This is a genomic window from Pseudomonas sp. AL10 (assembly GCF_029960685.1).
Lineage (GTDB): Bacteria > Pseudomonadota > Gammaproteobacteria > Pseudomonadales > Pseudomonadaceae > Aquipseudomonas > Aquipseudomonas lactis.
Window position 1 is genome coordinate 94,517 of sequence record NZ_JASBQZ010000018.1, and the last position, 19,249, is coordinate 113,765.

The 19,249-nt window shown below is 60.8% G+C and carries 17 protein-coding genes; 10 read left to right on the forward strand and 7 right to left on the reverse strand.

Going from position 1 to position 19,249, the window contains the following annotated elements; translation table 11 throughout:
- The 3 genes from QK296_RS17865 to QK296_RS17875 are packed head-to-tail and all read right to left on the reverse strand — an operon-like array spanning nt 1 to nt 3,443.
- Entirely contained in the window at nt 1–2,280 is a 2,280-nt protein-coding gene (locus QK296_RS17865; RefSeq protein ID WP_003190098.1) for a TonB-dependent receptor, read from the reverse strand.
- Between the two features lie 24 nt (nt 2,281–2,304).
- Nucleotides 2,305–3,033, reverse strand: coding sequence for an energy transducer TonB (locus QK296_RS17870; protein WP_003190100.1), 729 nt, complete (start codon nt 3,031–3,033; stop codon nt 2,305–2,307).
- A 2-nt stretch (nt 3,034–3,035) separates the two neighbouring features.
- Nucleotides 3,036–3,443, reverse strand: a complete 408-nt coding sequence (locus tag QK296_RS17875; RefSeq protein ID WP_034135199.1) for a biopolymer transporter ExbD — start codon at nt 3,441–3,443, stop codon at nt 3,036–3,038.
- A gap of 190 nt (nt 3,444–3,633) precedes the next feature.
- On the opposite strand from QK296_RS17875, the gene QK296_RS17880 reads away from it, so the two are divergent.
- Together QK296_RS17880 and QK296_RS17885 are read left to right on the forward strand one after the other, a co-directional pair.
- Nucleotides 3,634–4,188, forward strand: a complete 555-nt coding sequence (locus tag QK296_RS17880) for a GNAT family protein (RefSeq protein ID WP_282391134.1) — start codon at nt 3,634–3,636, stop codon at nt 4,186–4,188.
- Nucleotides 4,185–5,756, forward strand: a complete 1,572-nt coding sequence (locus QK296_RS17885; RefSeq protein ID WP_282391135.1) for an alkaline phosphatase D family protein — start codon at nt 4,185–4,187, stop codon at nt 5,754–5,756. The genes QK296_RS17880 and QK296_RS17885 overlap by 4 nt, the downstream gene beginning before the upstream one ends.
- A 90-nt stretch (nt 5,757–5,846) precedes the next feature.
- On the opposite strand, the gene QK296_RS17890 is transcribed toward QK296_RS17885, so the two are convergent.
- Nucleotides 5,847–6,488 carry a serine-tRNA(Ala) deacylase AlaX gene (locus QK296_RS17890; RefSeq protein ID WP_047712126.1) on the reverse strand — a complete coding sequence of 214 codons (642 nt, stop codon included), beginning with the start codon at nt 6,486–6,488 and terminating at the stop codon, nt 5,847–5,849.
- A gap of 89 nt (nt 6,489–6,577) precedes the next feature.
- Between QK296_RS17890 and QK296_RS17895 the strand changes: the two genes are divergently transcribed.
- Nucleotides 6,578–7,510, forward strand: a complete 933-nt coding sequence (locus QK296_RS17895) for a LysR family transcriptional regulator (protein WP_282391136.1) — start codon at nt 6,578–6,580, stop codon at nt 7,508–7,510.
- Nucleotides 7,511–7,649: 139 nt separating this feature from the next.
- Here the strand turns inward: QK296_RS17895 and QK296_RS17900 are convergent, their stop codons facing one another.
- Both QK296_RS17900 and QK296_RS17905 read right to left on the reverse strand, forming a co-directional pair.
- A complete protein-coding gene (locus QK296_RS17900; RefSeq protein WP_003190109.1) occupies nt 7,650–8,057 on the reverse strand; it encodes a PA2817 family protein in 408 nt (135 codons plus the stop codon).
- A gap of 75 nt (nt 8,058–8,132) precedes the next feature.
- A complete protein-coding gene (locus QK296_RS17905; protein WP_282391137.1) occupies nt 8,133–10,580 on the reverse strand; it encodes an acyl-CoA dehydrogenase in 2,448 nt (815 codons plus the stop codon).
- A 190-nt stretch (nt 10,581–10,770) separates the two neighbouring features.
- Between QK296_RS17905 and QK296_RS17910 the strand changes: the two genes are divergently transcribed.
- The 4 genes from QK296_RS17910 (at nt 10,771) to QK296_RS17925 (ending at nt 13,948) form a co-directional block, all read left to right on the forward strand.
- On the forward strand, nt 10,771–11,430 hold the full coding sequence (locus QK296_RS17910) for a transglutaminase family protein (protein ID WP_003190111.1): 660 nt from the start codon (nt 10,771–10,773) through the stop codon (nt 11,428–11,430).
- A gap of 56 nt (nt 11,431–11,486) precedes the next feature.
- The gene (locus QK296_RS17915) at nt 11,487–12,104 is read left to right on the forward strand and encodes a glutathione S-transferase (RefSeq protein WP_003190113.1); all 618 of its coding nucleotides are present in this window, start codon (nt 11,487–11,489) and stop codon (nt 12,102–12,104) included.
- Between the two features lie 135 nt (nt 12,105–12,239).
- The gene (locus QK296_RS17920) at nt 12,240–13,172 is read left to right on the forward strand and encodes an ABC transporter ATP-binding protein (RefSeq protein ID WP_282391138.1); all 933 of its coding nucleotides are present in this window, start codon (nt 12,240–12,242) and stop codon (nt 13,170–13,172) included.
- Nucleotides 13,169–13,948, forward strand: a complete 780-nt coding sequence (locus tag QK296_RS17925; RefSeq protein WP_003190115.1) for an ABC transporter permease — start codon at nt 13,169–13,171, stop codon at nt 13,946–13,948. Before QK296_RS17920 ends, QK296_RS17925 begins: the two co-directional genes overlap by 4 nt.
- Before the next feature lie 132 nt (nt 13,949–14,080).
- Here the strand turns inward: QK296_RS17925 and QK296_RS17930 are convergent, their stop codons facing one another.
- Nucleotides 14,081–14,620: a TetR/AcrR family transcriptional regulator gene (locus QK296_RS17930; RefSeq protein WP_034135205.1), complete on the reverse strand. Its 540-nt coding sequence runs from the start codon at nt 14,618–14,620 to the stop codon at nt 14,081–14,083.
- Nucleotides 14,621–14,711: 91 nt separating this feature from the next.
- On the opposite strand from QK296_RS17930, the gene QK296_RS17935 reads away from it, so the two are divergent.
- The 3 genes from QK296_RS17935 (at nt 14,712) to QK296_RS17945 (ending at nt 19,094) form a co-directional block, all read left to right on the forward strand.
- Nucleotides 14,712–15,899, forward strand: coding sequence for an MFS transporter (locus QK296_RS17935; protein ID WP_282391139.1), 1,188 nt, complete (start codon nt 14,712–14,714; stop codon nt 15,897–15,899).
- A 112-nt stretch (nt 15,900–16,011) separates the two neighbouring features.
- Nucleotides 16,012–17,160 carry a TDT family transporter gene (locus tag QK296_RS17940; protein ID WP_034135207.1) on the forward strand — a complete coding sequence of 383 codons (1,149 nt, stop codon included), beginning with the start codon at nt 16,012–16,014 and terminating at the stop codon, nt 17,158–17,160.
- Nucleotides 17,161–17,219: 59 nt separating this feature from the next.
- Complete coding sequence (locus QK296_RS17945) at nt 17,220–19,094, forward strand: MFS transporter (RefSeq protein WP_057711562.1); 1,875 nt, start codon at nt 17,220–17,222, stop codon at nt 19,092–19,094.
- Nucleotides 19,095–19,249: the final 155 nt, after the last annotated feature.

The window sequence follows — 19,249 nt, forward strand, 5'->3', positions numbered from 1 at the left end:
TTAGAAATTCGCTTCCAGCGAAACCGTGACGGTACGGTCCAGGCCGACGATGTATGCCGGGTCGCCATCGCGGAAACCGCTGTAGCTGGCCGCGTTGGTCTTGGTGGTGTACACGCCGTCCAGGTATTTCTTGTCGAACAGGTTGTCGACGTTCAGGCGCAGGGTCGCGTCCTTGACCACCTTCTTGTCCACCGGCAGGTAAATACCGGCGCCGAGGTTGAACACGGTGCGGCCGGAAATCGCCTCGTCGTTGGTCAGGTCACCGTAGAGCTTGCTGGTGTACTTGCCGCCGAAGGTGCCGTAGAAGCGACCGTCGTCATACCCGATGTTGGCCGCCAGCATGTTCTTGGGCACGTTGGCGAACTGCTTGCCACTGGTGGGCAGCACGATGGGTTTGCCGGCGTTGTAGACGGTCAGGTCATCCTGCTGCTCGGCCTTGGTGTAGGTGTAGGAGGTGTAGTAATTGAAGTGGTGGGGCAACTGGCCGCTCCACTCCAGCTCCAGGCCTTTGTTGACCACGGAGCCGGCGTTGATGTCGGCAAAGTCACCGTTGATGTCCCGGGACGACACCTGGCGGTTCTTGAAGTCCATGTAGAACAGGGTGGCGGCCAGGTTCATGTCGTCGCCGCTGTAGCGCCAGCCCAGTTCATGGTTCCAGCTGGTTTCCGGTTCGGCGTCGATCGAGCCGGCGCCTTTGTCGTAGAGCACGTAGTTCTGCGGCACGCGCATGTTGCGCGACAGGCTGTAGAACAACTGGTCACGCTCGTCCAGCTGGTATTTGAGGCCGGCGTTGGGCAGCAGTTTGTTGTAGGTCTGGTTACGTTTTTCCGGGCGTTCGTTGAGGCTGCCGTGGTTGGTGCCTTCACGCTCGACGTTCATGTAGGCCAGGCCTGCGATGAAGGTCCAGTCCGGGTTGATGTACCAGGTGTCCTGGGCCCAGACCTTTTGCGCAGGCGTCACGGTGAAACGGTCGCGACCCTGCACGGTGTTGCCGTTGGCATCGACGATGGCGCTGTTGGAATCAGGCCAGGTGTCCACCGGCTTGCCGTTGCTCTTGAGCGGAATGAACGGCTGGGTCTGGCTCTGGCGTGCGCGCTCGTACCAGTAACCGAATTGCAGGCTATGATCGCCCAAGTCCCAGGTCAGCTTGGTGGTGATGCCCGGACGCCAGGTTTGCGTACGTGAAGGGCGGTAGTACACGCCGCTGTTGGGTGTGCCGTCGGCGTTGTATTGGGCGGCGGTGGGCAGGTTGCCGAGGTCGAACACACCGCCCTGGTTGGAGCCACGGTTGAGGGCATAGCTGGATGAACCGACGCCGCTGCCATTGCCCCAGTAGTAATACGGGATCACCGACAGCGCGAGGTTATCGGCCAGTTTGAACTGGGTGTTGAGCACGGCGGTGAACGTCTGGAACGGGTTCTGCGCCAGGGCGTAATAGCTGTTGTACTTGCCGTTGCTGCCCACGCTGGGTGTTGCCGGATAAGGGTCGTACTTGCGGCCATATTGCTGGAACTGCGCCTTGGTCAACTGGCTGTAACTGTTGTTGTCCTGCTCGTGGTACTTGAGGATCAGGTTGGCGGTGTTGCCATTGCCAGCGTCGAAAAAGCTGTTCCACTCCACCTTGTCCGCGCGTACCGCGCCCGAACCGCGCCACATCTCTCCTTCGGTATGGGACACCGACAGCCAGTTGCTCAAGCCGTTGATTTCGCCGGTATTGAGGCGGGCAAAGGTCTTGCGTGTGGCATTGCTGCCGACGACCTGTTTGACGAAGGCGCCGGTTTCCTTGGTCGGGCGAATGGTCACGATGCCAATGTTGCCGCCGCTGGAACCAATGTGCGGGCCGTCGGACTCCGAAGCGCCTTGGGTAACGAAGATCTGGTCGATGTTTTCCGGGTCGCCCAGCAGGTTGGAATACAGCGCGTAGTTGCCCGAATCATTGATCGGCATGCCGTCCACCGACATGCCCACCTGGTCGGAGTTCATGCCGCGCATGGTGAAGCGAAAGCCCGACAAGCCGGTGTTGTCTTCGCTGGAGATGTTCAAGCCCGGGGTGTACTTGAGCTTGTCGATGGCATTGCCGGTGGCCGCCTGTTTATCCAGCGCTTCCTTGGTCACCGTGGAGCGGCCCTTGATGCTTTCCTCCGGCACCATGTAACCGCCCCCGGCGGTCGCCTTGCCTTGTACCCCAATGGTGCCGACGTCGCTGGTCTCTGCCATGACCATTCCCTGGGTCATGCTGGTCGCGGCCACAAGTGCCAGATGAATACGGGTGAACTTCATCACTGTCGTCCTGGTGTCGGGTGCTTATTGCACGCTGTAGTTGAAGGTGGCGGTGAAGCGCTGCTCATTGCGCCCCCCGAAGGCTTGCTCGGGGAACGGTTTGACTTGCTTGATGCGACGCAAGCTGTTGGTGGCTGCCCGGTTGAGCAACATGCTCGAGGCCTGAGTTTGTAACCCTGAGTCGAGTACCCGGCCTTGGCGGTCTACCAGCAACCACACCACCACTTCGCCGCTCGGGCGTTCGAGGGACGCCTGGCGCCCGGTGGGGTACTGCTTGTAGGTGTCCAGTTCGTTGCGCAAGCCTTTGAGATAACCGCTTTCCAGGGCCTGGCCATCGACTTTCGGTGGCGCCGGTGGGGCGGGTGTAGGTGCCGCTTGGGCCACCGGAGCCGGGGCTGGTTTGGCGGCCACCGGTGGCGGTGTCGGCGATGGCTTGGCGACCACGGGCGCAGGCTTGGGCACAGGTTTTGGCTTGGGCTTGGGTTCGGGTTTTGGCAGCGGCTTGGGCGGTGGCGGCGGGGGAGCAGGCTCGGCCTCTTCCTCTTCGATCACCGGCGGTGGCGGTTCTTGCTCCACCACCGGTTCCGGTATGACCTCCGGTTCCGGCTCGACCAAGGCCAATTCGACCGCCGACTCGTCATACACCGGCTCGACTTTCAATGTCTGGGACTGGATACCCAGTGCAATCAGCACCAGGGCGATCAGGGCCGGGACACTGCCCAGCAGCTGACGCGCACGAAACAGAACGTACATGATCAGGACTTACGCGTGGCGATGGACACGGAGGTGAAGCCACCCAGGCGCAGGGTGTCCATCACTTCCACCAGGCGCGAAACCTCCACGCCTTTGTCGCTGTTGACGATGATCGTCGACTTGGTATCGGGCTTTTCGGCAGCCTTCAGCGCCGGCACCAGGGCATCCACCGTCACGTCCTTGCCGTCCAGTTGCAACTGGCCTTCCAGGCCCAAAGTGAGGATGAATTTGTTCTGCGGCTTGAGCTGTTGCGAGCTGCTGGCGCTGGGCAATTGGGTCTTCATGCCGAGCGCGGGAATCACGTTCAGGCTCACCAGTACGAAAAACACCAGGAGGAACATCATCACGTCGATCATCGGGATCAGCTCGATGTGCGCCTTACGTTTCTTGGGTTCGTCCCAGGTTCTCATTCCGTTACCCCGTCATTGAATTAGGGGCAAAACGCTAACAGCCAAAAATGACCGATTGGTTAACTTTAATTGACCGTTTAGAGGCTCTAGGACGCGTCTTTCAGAAAACTTACCGGTCAGTTTTCGGGCGTAATGAAACTGACACTCGGGGCATCCATGCTTGAGAAATTTATCTTGAGAGCCGGCCTCCATGCCTACTGCATTGCCTCAATTGACGACCCCGCGACTGTTGTTGCGCGCCCTGCAAATGCACCAGGCGCAGGTGCTTTTCACGCTTGCCAACGGGCCGAAAATTGCCGACAACACGGCGAACATTCCATCGCCCTACACCTTGGAAACCGCGCAGGATTTTATTGCCGGGATCGCTGACAAGTACCGCACCGGTGAGCTGCTGAATCTGGGGATGCATGTGCGCGGCACCGATGAATTGGTCGGCATGGTCAGCCTGCGTATCAATGCTCGCCATCGCTATGGGCACTTGGGTGGCTGGGTGGCGGCGCACTGCCGTAATCGGGGTTACGCGGCGGAAGCGGCGAGTGCGGTGATGGACTTCGGCTTCGAGGCGCTAGGGTTGCAGCGCGTGGGCAGCCAGTGTTTCGCGCGCAACAAGGAGTCGGCGCGGGTCATGGAGAAGATCGGCCTGCGCTATGAAGGCTGCATGCGCCAGGCGTTTTTAAAGAACGGCGTGTATGAGGACATGCTCGGGTTTGCCACCGTGCGTGACGACTGGGAGCGCTGCCTGTGAGCGGCGAAGTCGACCACGGCCGGCGCCGGGTCCTCGGCGGGCTGGCGGTCGCTACGGCGTTTTCTATTCTCAGCCCGTTTGCGCGCAGTGCCGGGGTGGATTATCCGTTCCCCCTTGGCGTGGCGTCCGGCGACCCGCTGCCAGATGGCTTTGTGATCTGGACGCGCCTGGCGCCGTTGTTCAATGCGGCGGATGGCCGTGGCGGCTTGAGCCGCACGGTGCCGGTGCGTTGGCGGGTGGCCAGCGATGCGGCGATGACGCGCATTGTGAAGCAGGGCGAAGTACTGGCGACGCCGCGTTTTGCTCACGCCGTGCATGTCGAAGTGGCGGGGCTGGCGGCGGATCGGCCGTATTGGTACCAGTTTGAAGGGCTCGGCGCGCAGAGCCCGGTGGGGCAGTCGCGCACGATGCCGCCGCTGCAGGCGATGGCCACGGCCCGGCTGGGGTTCGTGTCCTGCTCGCACTGGGAGCGCGGTTACTTCAGCGCCTACCGACACCTTGCCGCCGAGCAGCCGGACCTGGTGTTTTTTCTCGGTGATTATATTTACGACAGTTCCTATGCGGCGGAGTCGGGCAAGGTGTTTCGCTCTCACGGCAGTGGCAACGCACAAAGCCTGAGCGATTACCGCAACCGCTACGCGCTGTACAAGACTGATCCAGACCTGCAGGCCCTTCACGCCGCGGCCCCCAGCGTCGTGACCTGGGACGATCACGAAGTACAGAATGACTACGCCAACCGCTGGTCCCAGGACCCGAAGGTGGCGGTGGCGCAGTTTCTCAAGCAACGGGCCGCGGCGTACCAGGCGTTTTACGAACACATGCCCCTGCGTGCCAGCAGCGTGCCAAAGGGGTCGGATATGCGCATCTACCGGCGCCTGGATTACGGCCGGCTTGCGCGTTTCCATGTGCTCGACGGTCGCCAGTACCGTTCCGAGCAACCGTGCATCGCGGCCAATGGCAGCCACCAAGGGCATATTGTCACCACCCCTTGCAGCGACCTGCGTGACCCTGGCCGCACGTTGCTCGGCTGGCAGCAAGAGTCTTGGCTGGACCAGGGGTTTGCCCAGTCCAGGGCGCAGTGGAATATCATCGCCCAGGATTTGCTGGTGGCGCCGCTGATGCAGCGTGACTTGACCAACCATAAGCTTGGCCGCTGGACCGATGGTTGGGATGGCTACATGGCGAACCGCTCACGGATGCTGGCGTCGATCGTGCGTAACCGGGTGAAGAACCCGGTGTTCTGGGGTGGGGATATTCATTCGTTCTGGGCCACCGACCTGCATGCCGACGCCGAAAGGCCAGACTCGGCGGTGGTCGCCACCGAGTTTGTCGGCTCGTCGGTCACCTCCGACGGCCCGCCCTATGACGCGTTCATGAAGATCATGCCGCTCAACTCCCATGTGAAGTTCTTCGACAGCCGTCAGCGTGGCTATGTGTCGGTGGAGTTGGCGGCCAATAGCATGTTGACGAATTTTCGTGCGATCAGCGACCCGCGTGACCCGGCGGCGACGGTGTCGACGTTGAAGTCGTTCGTCAATGAATCGGGTCAGCCGAGCGTGGCCCTGTAGGAGCGAGCTTGCTCGCGAAAAACCAAAGGGCGCCGATGGGAATCAGGTACCCCGCGTTATCGTTAACGTTCTTCGCGAGCAAGCTCGCTCCTACAGGGCCAAGGTGTCAGCGAGGCTGTAGCGTACTGACAGCGCGCCTTTTTTCTCCGATAGCGCCAGGATCGTCACCTGGCCCAGTTCGCTCAACGCTTGAACATGCGTGCCGCCACAGGCGTAAGCCGGCAACTCACCGAAGCCGACTTCACGGGTGCCGTCTTCCAGCGTCATATGGCGGGGATAGTCGGCGGCGATCCATGTGTTGACCCACTGCTGGAGCGTCTGCGCATCCATGTCTTGCGCGGCCTGGCCACGGATAAAGGTGATCTTGCCTTCGCCCGGCCAATGGTGGGCTTTGATCGGCATCCAGCCCAGGCGTTCGCCCGCATTGCCGATCAAATGCCCTGCCGAATGCAGACGTGTGTGCAAGGCGCGCCGCTCTGCGTCGACGCGTGCAATGACAGGTCCAGGTTCCAGAGGTTGGTCGACGTAGTGCACCACCCGTTCGGCTTCCTGCATGACTCGCAGTACCTGGCTGTCGCCGAGCCAGCCGGTGTCGAATGGCTGGCCGCCGCCTTGGGGATGGAAAATCGTCGATTGCACAATTACGGCGAATTGCTCTTCGTACGGGGTGCAACTGAGCACTTCCAGCTCGGCCGTCAGGTGATCGTGGGTAAAAAACAGGCGCTCGGTCATCATCTACATCCGCATCAGGGTTCTGTGGGCAGTATAAGTAGTGCGCAAATGAGTGATAATCCGCTCAATTATCAATGGACCTGTGCGTCATGAGCATCAATCTTCCTTTGCCGTTGTTGGGTGAAATGGCGATTTTCGTCAAGGTCGTCGAAACCGGCAGCTTTTCCGAAGCGGCGCGGCAACTCAGCGTTTCACCTTCGGCGGTGAGCCGCAGTATCTCGCGCCTGGAGCACGCCCTGGCCACGCGCCTGCTGCAACGAACCACACGCAAGCTGCGCCTGAGCGAGGGCGGCGAGGAGGTGTTCAAGCGTTGCCAGGAGATGGTCAACGCAGCGCGCTCGGTGATGGAAATCAGTGGGCAATTCACCCATGAAGCCGAGGGCCTTGTGCGGGTCAGTGTGCCCAAGGCGGTGGGGCGATTCGTGGTGCACCCGCACATGCCGGAATTCTTGCGGCGCTACCCCAAGGTTGATGTGCAATTGATTTTGGAAGATCGGCATGTGGACTTGATCGACGACAACGTCGACTTGAGCATCCGCATCACCGATAGCCCGCCGCCAGGCTTGGTCGGGCGCCAGCTGTTGCCCATCGAACATTTGCTGTGCGCGACGCCGCAGTACCTGGCCGAGCACGGTACACCGAGCCATCCCCATGATCTGCTCGGGCACAGTTGCATCTATCTGGGTGAGACACCGGGAGATTCACGCTGGAAGTTTCGCAAGGCTGGCAAGGCGGTAACGGTCGGCGTACGCGGCCGGTATGCGGCGAACCACACCGGGGTGCGACTGGAGGCGGCGTTGCAGCATGTCGGGATTGCTAGCTTGCCGTATTTCACCGCGCGGCACGCGTTGGAAGCGGGGGATTTGGTGCAGGTGTTGCCGGGGTGGGATTTTATTGCCTCGTACCATGGCGAGGCGTGGTTGCTGCATTCGCCCACACGGTACCTGCCGCCGAAGTTGCGGGTGTTTATCGATTATCTGGTGGAGTGCATGGCCAGGGAGCCCACGCTGCACCGACGGTAGGAACGCGGTTGCTCGTTCCCACGCTCTGCGTGGGAATGCCACCTTGGACGCTCCGCGTCCTGCCTTTATGCCTGTGCGCGGGTGACGCAGAGCGTCACAGGATAGGTTCCCACGCAGAGCGTGGGAACGAGCATAGTTGTCAGTGCTTGCTCTGGTCCTGAGGCATGGCCAGCAGTTGTTTTTCCTGGTTCCAGTCGAACGGTTCGTCGTTCTGTTCGGCTTCATAGCGACGTTCTTCCAGGGCCTGGTACAGGTCCAGTTCTTCGTCGGGCATGAAGTGCAGGCAGTCGCCGCCAAAGAACCACAGCAGGTCGCGGGGCACTAGGTGGGCGATTTGCGGGTAGCGCAGGATGACCTGGCTCATCAGGTCCTGGCCCAGGTACTGGCTTTCGATCGGGTCGATTGGCAACAGGGCGCGCAGTTCGTCGAAACGCTCCAGGAACAGCGAGTGGCTTTCCTCGGGTACCTGTTCGGCTTCGCCGACGGCAACCAGGATGCTGCGCAAGTGGTCGAGCAAGACGAGATGATCGGCAACGACGTTGGACACGAGATAAGGCCTCTAAAGCAAAAACGGGCGCGAGAGTATAAGCCTCTCGCGCCCGTTTTTATATGACCGCTCGACTCAGCGGACTTTACCCTCTGCCTGCATCAGGTCTTCCTTGCTGAAATCATCCACGTCGATCACCTTGCGTCGCGCCGCCTCGGCATCGCGCAGGGTTTGCGCCTCGGCCGGTTGCAGCACGCCGGCCTGCAAGGCCGCGTCGATGGCGTGCTCGCCGGCCACCGGCTTGACCTGGCCGCTTTTGAGCGCGCTGTGGAGTTTTTTCTGCAAGGGGTGGCTGGCACCGAGCAGGTCGTAGGCATGTTGCAGGGCGCCCACGGGATCTTCTGCCGATTGCGGGCGATAACAGCCGGCCAGCAACTCTTCCAGGGTCGGGTCGCCTTTGGCGCGGCCGATCACGGCTGCCACTTCGGCATCCAGAGCGTCGGACGGCCCGGTATGACGACGCCCGAATGGGAACACGATCACCCGCAACAGACAGCCCAGCACCTTGTTCGGGAAGTTGCTCAGCAGCTCATCCAGTGCGCGTTCCGATTCACCCAGGCTTTCTTCCATGGCCCAGGCAAACAGCGGCTCCAGGTGGTCCGGCGAGTCCAGGTCGTGGTAACGCTTGAGCGCCGCCGAGGCCAGGTACATGTGGCTCAGCACATCACCCAGGCGAGCGGACAGGCGTTCGCGGCGCTTGAGCTCGCCACCCAGCAACATCATGCTCAGGTCCGCCAGCAGGGCAAACGCAGCCGCCTGGCGGTTCAGGGCACGGAAGTAGCCCTGGCTCAACCGGTTGCCCGGGGCTTTTTCGAAGTGCCCCAAGCCCAGGTTCAGCACCAGGGTGCTGGCGGCATTGCTCACGGCAAAGCCGATGTGTTGCATCAGCAGGCCATCGAATTCCTTCAACGCCTGGTCATGGTCTTCGCGACCGGCCAGGGCCATTTCCTTGAGCACGAAGGGATGGCAACGAATCGCGCCCTGGCCGAAGATCATCAGGTTACGCGAAAGGATATTGGCGCCTTCCACGGTGATGAAGATCGGTGCGCCCTGCCAGTTGCGGCCCAGGTAGTTGTTGGGCCCCATGATGATGCCTTTGCCGCCGTGCACATCCATGGCGTGGCTGATGCACTCGCGGCCGCGCTCGGTCAGGTGGTACTTGAGGATCGCCGACAGCACCGACGGCTTCTCGCCCAGGTCCACGGCGTTGGCGGTGAGCATGCGCGCGCTGTCCATCAGCCAGGCGTTGCCACCGATGCGCGCCAGGGCTTCCTGAATGCCTTCGAAGGCCGACAGCGGTACGTTGAACTGTTCGCGCACCTGGGCATATTGCCCGGTCACCAGGCTGGTGAACTTGGCGGCGCCGGTGCCGACGGCGGGCAGCGAGATCGAACGGCCGACCGACAGGCAGTTCATCAGCATCATCCAGCCCTTGCCGAGCATTTCCTGGCCACCGATCAGGTACTCCAGCGGGATGAACACATCCTTGCCTGAGTTGGGGCCGTTCATGAAGGCGGCGCCGAGCGGCAGGTGCCGACGGCCGATTTCCACGCCAGGGGTGTCGGTAGGAATCAACGCGAGGCTGATGCCCAGGTCTTCTTCTTCGCCCAGCAGGTGGTCCGGGTCATGGGCCTTGAAGGCCAGGCCGAGCAAGGTCGCGACCGGGCCTAGGGTGATGTAGCGCTTTTCCCAGTTCAGGCGCAGGCCGAGGGTTTCCTTGCCTTCCCATTCGCCTTTGCAGATCACGCCGGTGTCGGGCATGGCGCCCGCATCGGAGCCGGCCAGCGGGCCGGTGAGGGCGAAGCACGGGATGTCGTCGCCACGGGCCAGGCGCGGCAGGTAGTGGTTGCGTTGTTCCTCGGTGCCGTAGTGCAGCAGCAGTTCGGCGGGGCCCAGGGAGTTGGGAACCATCACGGTGGAGGCCAGGTCACCGCTGCGGGTCGCGAGCTTCATGGCAACCTGGGAGTGGGCATAGGCGGAGAAGCCTTTGCCGCCGTACTCCTTGGGAATGATCAGGGCGAAGAAACCATGGGTCTTGATGTGTTCCCAGGCTTGCGGCGGCAGGTCCATGGCCTGGCCGATTTCCCAGTCGCTGACCATGGCGCAGAGTTCTTCGGTGGGGCCGTCGATGAATGCCTGCTCTTCCTCGGTCAATTGCGCCTTGGGGTAGGCCAACAATTTGTCCCAGTCGGGGCGGCCACTGAACAGTTCGCCGTCCCACCACACGGTACCGGCATCGATCGCATCGCGCTCGGTCTCGGACATCGGCGGCAGCACTTTCTGGAACCAGCTGAACAGCGGCTTGGTGAAGTATTGGCGGCGCAGGTCAGGCAGCAACAAGGGCGCGGCCACCACGGCCAGGAGCACCCAGAAGATCAGCAGCAGCCAACCCGGTGCGTGGCTCCAGGCGCCCATCGCCAGCAGGTAGACGGCGACCACGCCCAGGGCGGGCAGGGGGGCAGTACGGCGGTGTGCCAGGTAGGCAATGCCGACCACCAGCACCAGTATCCACAACAACAGCATATTCAATCCTCCGTGAACCAGGGGCGAAACCACCAGGGAGCTTAGTCGGCATCCGAACAAGCCGGGTGATCAGGGTGTAACAAGGTGTACTGGGCAACCCATCAGCCGGCGCCGGCATTTGGCCGAATCGTCGTTATCTCTCGGGCAGGCCTGGTGGTTAAACTCCAGGCTCCCCTCGGAGATCAAGCTCATGAATACGTACTTGAGTCCCAGCCGCTTCATCGATAGTGACCACCCTGTGGTGGTGGAGTTCGCCGAGAAACATCGCGGAACCCGCCCGGATTTAAGTGACCAGGCAGTCAGTCTTTACTACGCGGTGCGTGAGGCCATTCGCTACAACCCCTATACCTTCAGCCGTGACCCTAACACCTTGAACGCCAGCTTCGCCCTGGCGGCTGGCGAAAGCTACTGTGTGCCCAAAGCCACGTTGCTGGCAGCTTGCGCACGTCACTGTGGTATCCCTGCGCGCATTGGTTTGGCGGACGTACGCAACCACCTGTCCACACCGCGGCTGCTCGCCCTGCTCAAAAGTGACGTGTTCGCCATGCACGGTTATACCGAGCTTTACCTGAACGGCCGCTGGGTCAAGGCCACTCCGGCGTTCAATCAGCAACTGTGCGAAGTGTTCGACGTGCCGCCGCTGGAATTCGATGGGCTGCACGACAGCGTGTTCCACGCGTTCAATCGCCAGGGCCAGCGTTCGATGGAGTACGTGGTGGACCATGGGCAGTTTGCTGACGTGCCCGAAGCATTTTTCTTCGCGCATATCCGCCAGTGTTACCCGCACTTGTTTGGCGACGATGCGCCCACCTTGCTCGGTGATATGCAGGGCGATTTAAGCCGCGGCTGAACCGGCGTATGCTGCTGCCTTCATCAAGCCATGTTCATCAACGATAAGGCGCGGTCATGCTGAAGATCTGGGGTCGTAAAAATTCATCAAACGTCAGGAAAGCACTGTGGTGCGCCGAGGAACTCGGCCTGGACTATGAAGCAATTGATGCGGGCGGGGCTTTTGGTGTGGTCGATACCCCGCAATACCGGGCCATGAACCCCAATGGCCGGGTGCCGGTGATCGAAGATGGCGACTTTGTGCTGTGGGAATCCAACACCATCGTGCGTTACCTGTGCGCCAAGCAGGCATCGGACTTTTACCCCAGCGACTTGCAAGCCCGGGCCAACGCCGAAAAGTGGATGGACTGGACCACTTCCACGCTCGCCGATCCGTTCAAAGCGGTGTTCTGGGGCATCGTGCGCACCCCGGCTGACCAGCAAAACTGGGACAGCATCAATGCCGGGCGCCAAGCCTGTATCGACGCGCTCAAAACCGTCGAACAAGCCCTCGCCGAGCAACCCTACCTGTCCGGTCAGGCGTTCGGCATGGGCGATATTCCCTTGGGCTGCTTCATCTACGCCTGGTTCGAGATGCCCATCGAACGCCCGGCAATGCCGAATCTGGAGGCCTGGTACCAGCGTTTGCAACAGCGCCCGGCCTACCGCAAGGCGGTGATGACCGCGTTGACTTAATACACACTATTAATACGGGTGACTGTACTTGTGCGGCATGGGCACGCACCATGCTCGCACTGCATCGCAGGTTGAACTACCTGGGGTGTGCCTTCATCTATTCTTTCTATTCCCTTCTTTGGTGCGTACTTCCATATGAGTTCCGCTCTGTCCATCCGGCAGCTAACCAAAACCTACGGCAACGGTTTCCAGGCCCTGAGTGGTATCGATCTGGACGTTGCCGAAGGTGACTTCTTCGCCTTGCTCGGCCCCAACGGTGCCGGCAAATCCACCACCATCGGCATTCTCTCCACCCTGGTCAACAAGACCAGCGGCACGGTGAATATCTTCGGGCATGACCTGGACAAATCGCCGGCGGCGCTCAAGCGCTCCATTGGCGTGGTGCCCCAGGAATTCAATTTCAACCAGTTCGAAAAGACCTTCGATATTGTCGTGACCCAGGCTGGCTACTACGGCATTCCGGCGAAAGTCGCCAAGGAACGCGCCGAGCAGTACCTGACCCAACTGGGCCTTTGGGACAAGCGTGACGTGCCTTCGCGCTCGCTGTCCGGTGGCATGAAGCGCCGCCTGATGATCGCCCGCGCCCTAGTGCACGAGCCGCGCCTGTTGATCCTCGACGAACCCACCGCCGGCGTGGACATCGAACTGCGCCGCTCGATGTGGACCTTCCTCACCGAACTGAACGAGAAGGGCATCACCATCATCCTCACCACCCATTACCTGGAAGAGGCTGAGCAGTTGTGCCGCAACATCGGCATCATCGACCACGGCACCATTGTCGAGAACACCAGCATGCGCAACCTGCTGGGCCAATTGCATGTGGAAACCTTCCTGCTCGACCTGAAGAACAATCTGTCGCTGGCCCCGCAGTTGTTCGGCTACCCGAGCCGGCTGGTGGACAGCCACACCCTGGAGGTGCAGGTGGATAAAGCCATGGGCATCACCGCGTTGTTCACCCAGTTGGCGACTCAGAACATCGAAGTGCTGAGCCTGCGTAATAAAACCAATCGCCTTGAGGAGTTGTTCGTGTCCCTGGTGGAGAAAAATCTGGCGAAGGTGGCGGTATGAGTTCCGAACTGCAACCCAACCTTGTCGCGCTGCAAACCATCGTCTATCGCGAAGTGAAGCGCTTTACCCGGATCTGGCCGCAGACCCTGCTGCCACCGGCGATCACCATGGTCCTGTACTTCGTGATCTTCGGTAACCTGATCGGCCGGCAGATCGGCGACATGGGTGGTTTCACCTACATGGAGTACATCGTGCCGGGCCTGATCATGATGTCGGTGATCACCAACTCCTACGGCAACGTAGTGTCGAGTTTCTTTGGCAGCAAGTTCCAGCGCTCCATCGAAGAACTGATGGTCTCGCCGGTGTCACCGCACACCATCCTGATCGGCTACACCTTGGGCGGCGTGTTGCGTGGGCTGATGGTGGGGGTGATCGTGACGCTGCTGTCGCTGTTCTTTACCCATCTGCAGGTGCATCACCTTGGGGTCACCATTCTGGTGGTCGTGCTGACGGCGACGATCTTCTCGCTGCTGGGCTTTATCAACGCCGTATTTGCACGCAACTTCGATGATATTTCCATTATCCCGACCTTCGTGCTGACGCCGCTGACCTACCTGGGCGGGGTGTTTTACTCCATCACCTTGTTGCCGCCGTTCTGGCAGACGGTGTCCCTGGCCAACCCGGTGCTGCACATGGTCAACGCCTTCCGCTACGGTATTCTGGGCGTGTCGGATATCAAGATCAGTGTGGCGATCACTTTTATGATCGTTGCCACCATCGTCTTGTATATCGGCTGTGCGCGGTTGCTGGTGAGTGGGCGTGGGATGCGTACCTAGCCACTGAGGTCACGCGGTAAAAAAATGTGGGAGCGGGCTTGCTCGCGAAGGCGGTAGATCAGTTGCTGATGCACTGACTGACACGACGCCTTCGCGAGCAAGCCCGCTCCCACATTTGCTATGTGCAGGGCTTTAAACCTTCAGTGCCAGTTCGATCAGGGCATGCAGCTCTTCTACCGCCAACGGCTGGGCCGAAAACAGAATACGAAACACCGTCGGTGCGGCGAGCAGGTTGATCAGATGGTCAACGCTCGGCGGCTGTTCCTGCGGGTAGCGGTCCACGATCACCTGCAACTGCCCGCTCAGGATGCTCACGCAATACCCAGGCGTGGGGCTGCTTTGCACGTCGCGCATCATGTTGCGCCCCACTTCCGAACTCATCTCGTCCAGGTATTGCTCGGCCCAGGCTTGCAGGTCGCCGCGCAGGCTGCCGGTGTTGGCCGGCTCGCAGTCTGGACGCATGCGCGCCAAGGCCACATCGGCCAGCAGCACGGAGAGGTCGCCCCACCGGCGGTAGACAGTAGAAGGCGTGACGCCTGCGCGCGCCGCAATCATCGGCACGGTGACGCTGGACCGCTCATGGGTTTCCAGCAGTTCGCGCACCGCTCCGTGGACGGATTCTTGTACCCGGGCACTACGGCCCCCCGGGCGGAGGCCTTCTTTGATCGCCATGGGCAAGACCTTAACACAAAGAATTTGCTTTAAGCGCCAGCGAGTAGCACACTGCACAAAAGCAAAATATTAGCTTTAGCGGAGCGTGCCCATGTCCAGTGTCATCTCTCAGCGGTCCAGCCTGGCGTTTCTGGTGATCACCGTGCTGACCTTTCTCGCTGCCTCCAGCGCGCCGACGCCGTTGTATCAGGTGTATCAAGACCACCTGCATTTTTCTGCGGCGATGCTCACGGCGATTTTCGGCGTGTATGCCGTGAGCCTGCTCGCGGCGCTGCTCACCCTGGGCTCGCTTTCGGATTACCTGGGGCGCAAGCCAGTGATCTTCGCCGCGCTGCTGCTCAATAGTGTGGCGATGCTGCTGTTTATCGTTGCTGACAGCACCGCCTGCCTGCTGGCCGCCCGCGCCTTGCAGGGTTTCGCGACCGGCACGGCGACCGCGGTATTGGGGGCGACGCTGCTCGACACCGACCGCATGCGCGGCCCGATGCTCAACAGCCTTGCACCGATGCTCGGCATGGCCAGTGGTGGCCTGGGCAGTGGGCTGCTGGTGGAGTTCGCGCCATGGCCGACCCAATTGATCTATTACGCCCTGCTGGGCTTGATGGTGTTGCAGGCTCTGTATGTGTGGCGCCTGCCTGAAACGGTCAGTCGCATACCGGGCGCCTTGAAGTCCCTGGCGCCAACCCTGCATGTGCCACCGCAAGCGCGCCGCGCGTTGTGGTTGGCGATGCCATTGAATGTGGCCGTGTGGGCGCTGGGTGGGTTCTTTTCCTCGTTGGCGCCGTCGTTGGTGCGCGTCGCCACGGGTTCGACCTCGCACTTGATCGGCGGCGGGCTGGTGGCGGTGGTGACCTTGAGCGGTGCGGTGATGATCTACAGCCTGCGCAACCACGCGGGTGACAGGGTGATGCGCTTGTCGGCGGCACTGCTAGCCGTGGGCGTGGGGTTGTTGCTGGTTGCCGTAAACACCGCCAGCCTGTGGCTGTTCTTTATCGCCAGTGTGATCGCAGGCCTGGGCTTCGGCGGCGGTTTCATGGGCAGTGTGCGCAGTATCGTGGGCCTGGCGTTGCCCCATGAGCGGGCGGGCCTGATGTCGGCGTTCTACGTATTGAGCTACCTGGCGTTCTGCGTGCCGGCACTGTTGGCGGGTAACCTGAGCCGCGTGTTTGGCCTGATCGCGACTACGGACGGCTACGGTGCGGTGCTTATTTTGCTGTCTCTCGGCGCGCTTGTTGGGTTGTTGTGGCGGGACACGGCGCAGGCAAGGGCAAGCGCATGATTGCGATTAATATAGGTAAAATAGATAACAGTTAGAGATATTACCCGTTATATAGATATTCGATCAGGTTCTATCATGGTTTCAACCTCAAATGAGGAAGAGGATTTACCCCATGACCTGCTCGACCACTCACCGCTACAAACCCTTCAGTCACCTGACCCGTCCCCGGGAAGTGATTCGTCAGTTCACCCCGAACTGGTTCGCCGCGACCATGGGCACCGGTGTGCTGGCGCTGGCCTTGGCTCAGTTGCCAGTCAACTTGCCAGGTTTGCACGCTGTCGCCGAGGGCCTGTGGCTGTTCACCATCGGCTTGTTTGTGCTGTTCAGCGTGCTGTATGCCGCCCGCTGGGTGATGTTTTTCCACGAGGCGCGACGCATCTTCGGGCACTCAACGGTCTCGATGTTTTTCGGCACCATCCCCATGGGGCTGGCGACCATTCTCAACGGTTTGCTGCTGTTCGGCCTGCCGCGATGGGGCGGTGATGTGATCCCGTTGGCCGAGGCCTTGTGGTGGCTGGACGTGGCCATGTCCCTGGCCTGCGGCGTACTGATCCCGTTCATGATGTTCACCCGCCAGGAGCACAGCATCGACCAGATGACCGCTGTCTGGCTGTTGCCTGTAGTGGCTGCCGAAGTGGCGGCGGCCAGCGGCGGCTTACTCGCGCCGCACCTGTTAGACGCCCATTCGCAACTGGTGATGCTGGTGACCAGCTACGTGCTGTGGGCGTTTTCCCTGCCGGTGGCGTTCAGCATACTGACCATCCTGATGCTGCGCATGGCCTTGCATAAGTTGCCTCACGCCAATATGGCAGCGTCGAGCTGGTTGGCGCTGGGCCCCATCGGTACCGGTGCTCTGGGCATGTTGTTGCTCGGTACGGATGCCCCTGCGATCTTCGCCGCCAATGGCCTGGCCAGTGTCGGTGAAATGGCCCACGGCCTGGGCCTGATTGCGGGCATCACCCTGTGGGGGTTCGGCTTGTGGTGGATGTTGATTGCGGTGTTGATCACCCTGCGCTATCTGCGTGCCGGTATCCCGTTCAACCTGGGCTGGTGGGGGTTCACCTTCCCATTGGGGGTTTACGCCCTGGCCACGCTGAAATTGGCGAGCCTGCTGCAGCTGGAATTTTTCAGTGTGTTTGGCAGTGTGCTGGTGGTTGCGCTGGCGCTGATGTGGCTGATCGTGGCCAAGCGCACCGTGCAGGGCGCTTATAAAGGCGAGCTTTTTGTTTCGCCTTGTATTGCCGGGCTAGCGAATAAGTAAGCAGGATTAGGTAAAGTCGTGGCCTGATAAATAAAGGCCACGCAGGAACACGGACGACGATGAGCCATCCTTCCCAATTCACCTTGCTGCGCACGCGGCGCTTCTTGCCGTTTTTCATCACCCAATTGCTGGGCGCGTTCAACGACAACATCTTCAAGCAGTCGCTGATCCTGGCCATCCTTTACAAGCTCACCATCGAGGGCGACCGCTCCATTTGGGTCAACCTGTGCGCCTTGTTGTTTATCCTGCCGTTCTTCCTGTTCTCGGCGTTGGCCGGGCAGTTTGGCGAGAAATTCAACAAGGACGCGTTGATCCGCGCGATCAAGATCGGCGAGATCGTGATCATGGCGGTGGGCGCGGCGGGCTTTTTGACCAATCATCTTGAGCTGATGCTGCTGGCGCTGTTTGCCATGGGCACTCACTCGGCACTGTTCGGCCCGGTGAAGTACTCGATCATGCCTCAGGCGTTGCACGACGATGAGTTGGTCGGTGGCAACGGCCTGGTAGAGATGGGCACGTTCCTGGCGATTCTGGCCGGCACCATCGGCGCCGGGATCATGATGTCTTCCACTCATTACGCGCCGGTGGTGGCGGTGGCGATTGTGGCCGTGGCGGTGCTGGGCTATTTGGCCAGCCGCAGCATCCCGCGCGCGGCGGCGTCGACACCGCAACTGCGCCTGGACTGGAATATCTTCACTCAGTCGTGGGCGACGTTGCGCATGGGCCTGGGGCAGACGCCAGCAGTGTCGCGCTCGATTGTCGGCAACTCATGGTTCTGGTTTGTGGGTGCGATTTACCTCACGCAAATCCCGGCCTATGCCAAGGAATGGTTGTACGGCGACGAAACCGTGGTGACCTTGATCCTAACGGTGTTCTCGGTGGGCATCGCCCTGGGCTCGATGCTGTGCGAAAAGCTCTCCGGGCGTAAGGTGGAAATTGGCCTGGTGCCGTTTGGTTCGTTTGGCCTGACCGTGTTCGGCCTGCTGCTGTGGTGGCACTCCGGCGGCTTCCCGCAGAACGTGCAACCCAACGATTGGCTCGCGGTGCTCAGCTACGGCCAGGCGTGGTGGGTGCTGCTCGATATCCTCGGCCTGGGTGTGTTCGGCGGCTTTTACATCGTGCCGCTGTATGCGCTGATCCAGTCGCGCACCGCCGAGAACGAACGGGCTCGGGTGATCGCGGCCAACAACATTCTTAATGCACTGTTCATGGTGGTCTCGGCCATCGTCTCCATCCTGCTGTTGAGCGTGGCCAAGCTGTCGATCCCCGAGTTGTTCCTGGTGGTGTCGCTGCTCAACATCGCGGTTAACACTTACATCTTTAAAATCGTCCCCGAGTTCACCATGCGCTTCATGATCTGGCTGCTCAGCCATTCCATGTACCGCGTGGAGCATCGCAACCTGCAAGCCATTCCGGATGAAGGCGCGGCGTTGCTGGTGTGCAACCATGTGTCGTTTGTCGATGCGCTGTTGATTGGCGGCGCAGTACGTCGGCCGATTCGCTTTGTCATGTACTACAAGATCTATCGTTTGCCGGTGCTCAACTTTATCTTCCGCACCGCCGGGGCGATTCCGATTGCCGGGCGCCATGAAGACATTCAGATCTACGAACAGGCGTTCGCGCGGATTGCCCAGTACCTCAAGGATGGCGAGTTGGTCTGCATCTTCCCGGAAGGCAAGCTGACCGCCGATGGCGAGATGAATGAGTTCCGGGGTGGGGTGACGCGCATCCTGGAGGAGACGCCAGTGCCGGTGATCCCGATGGCATTGCAGGGGTTGTGGGGGAGTTTCTTCAGCCGCGATCCTAACAAGGGCTTTTTCCATCGGATCTGGTCGCGGGTGGTGTTGGTGGCGGGTGAGCCGGTGGCTGTGGAGGCGGCGACGCCTGAGCAGTTGCAGGCTGTGGTGGGTGGTTTGCGGGGGAGTGTCAGGTAGTTTGTGGTTGTTTGTCGGGACTTCATCGCAGGCAAGCCATAGGTATCTACATAACTTTGTGGGCTGTAGCAGCAGACGGTAACCACGATGCGAAGCGAGTCGCTCTTGATCTTGATCTGCTTTTGATCTCAGGCGCCCCGTCAAACCACGCTGGC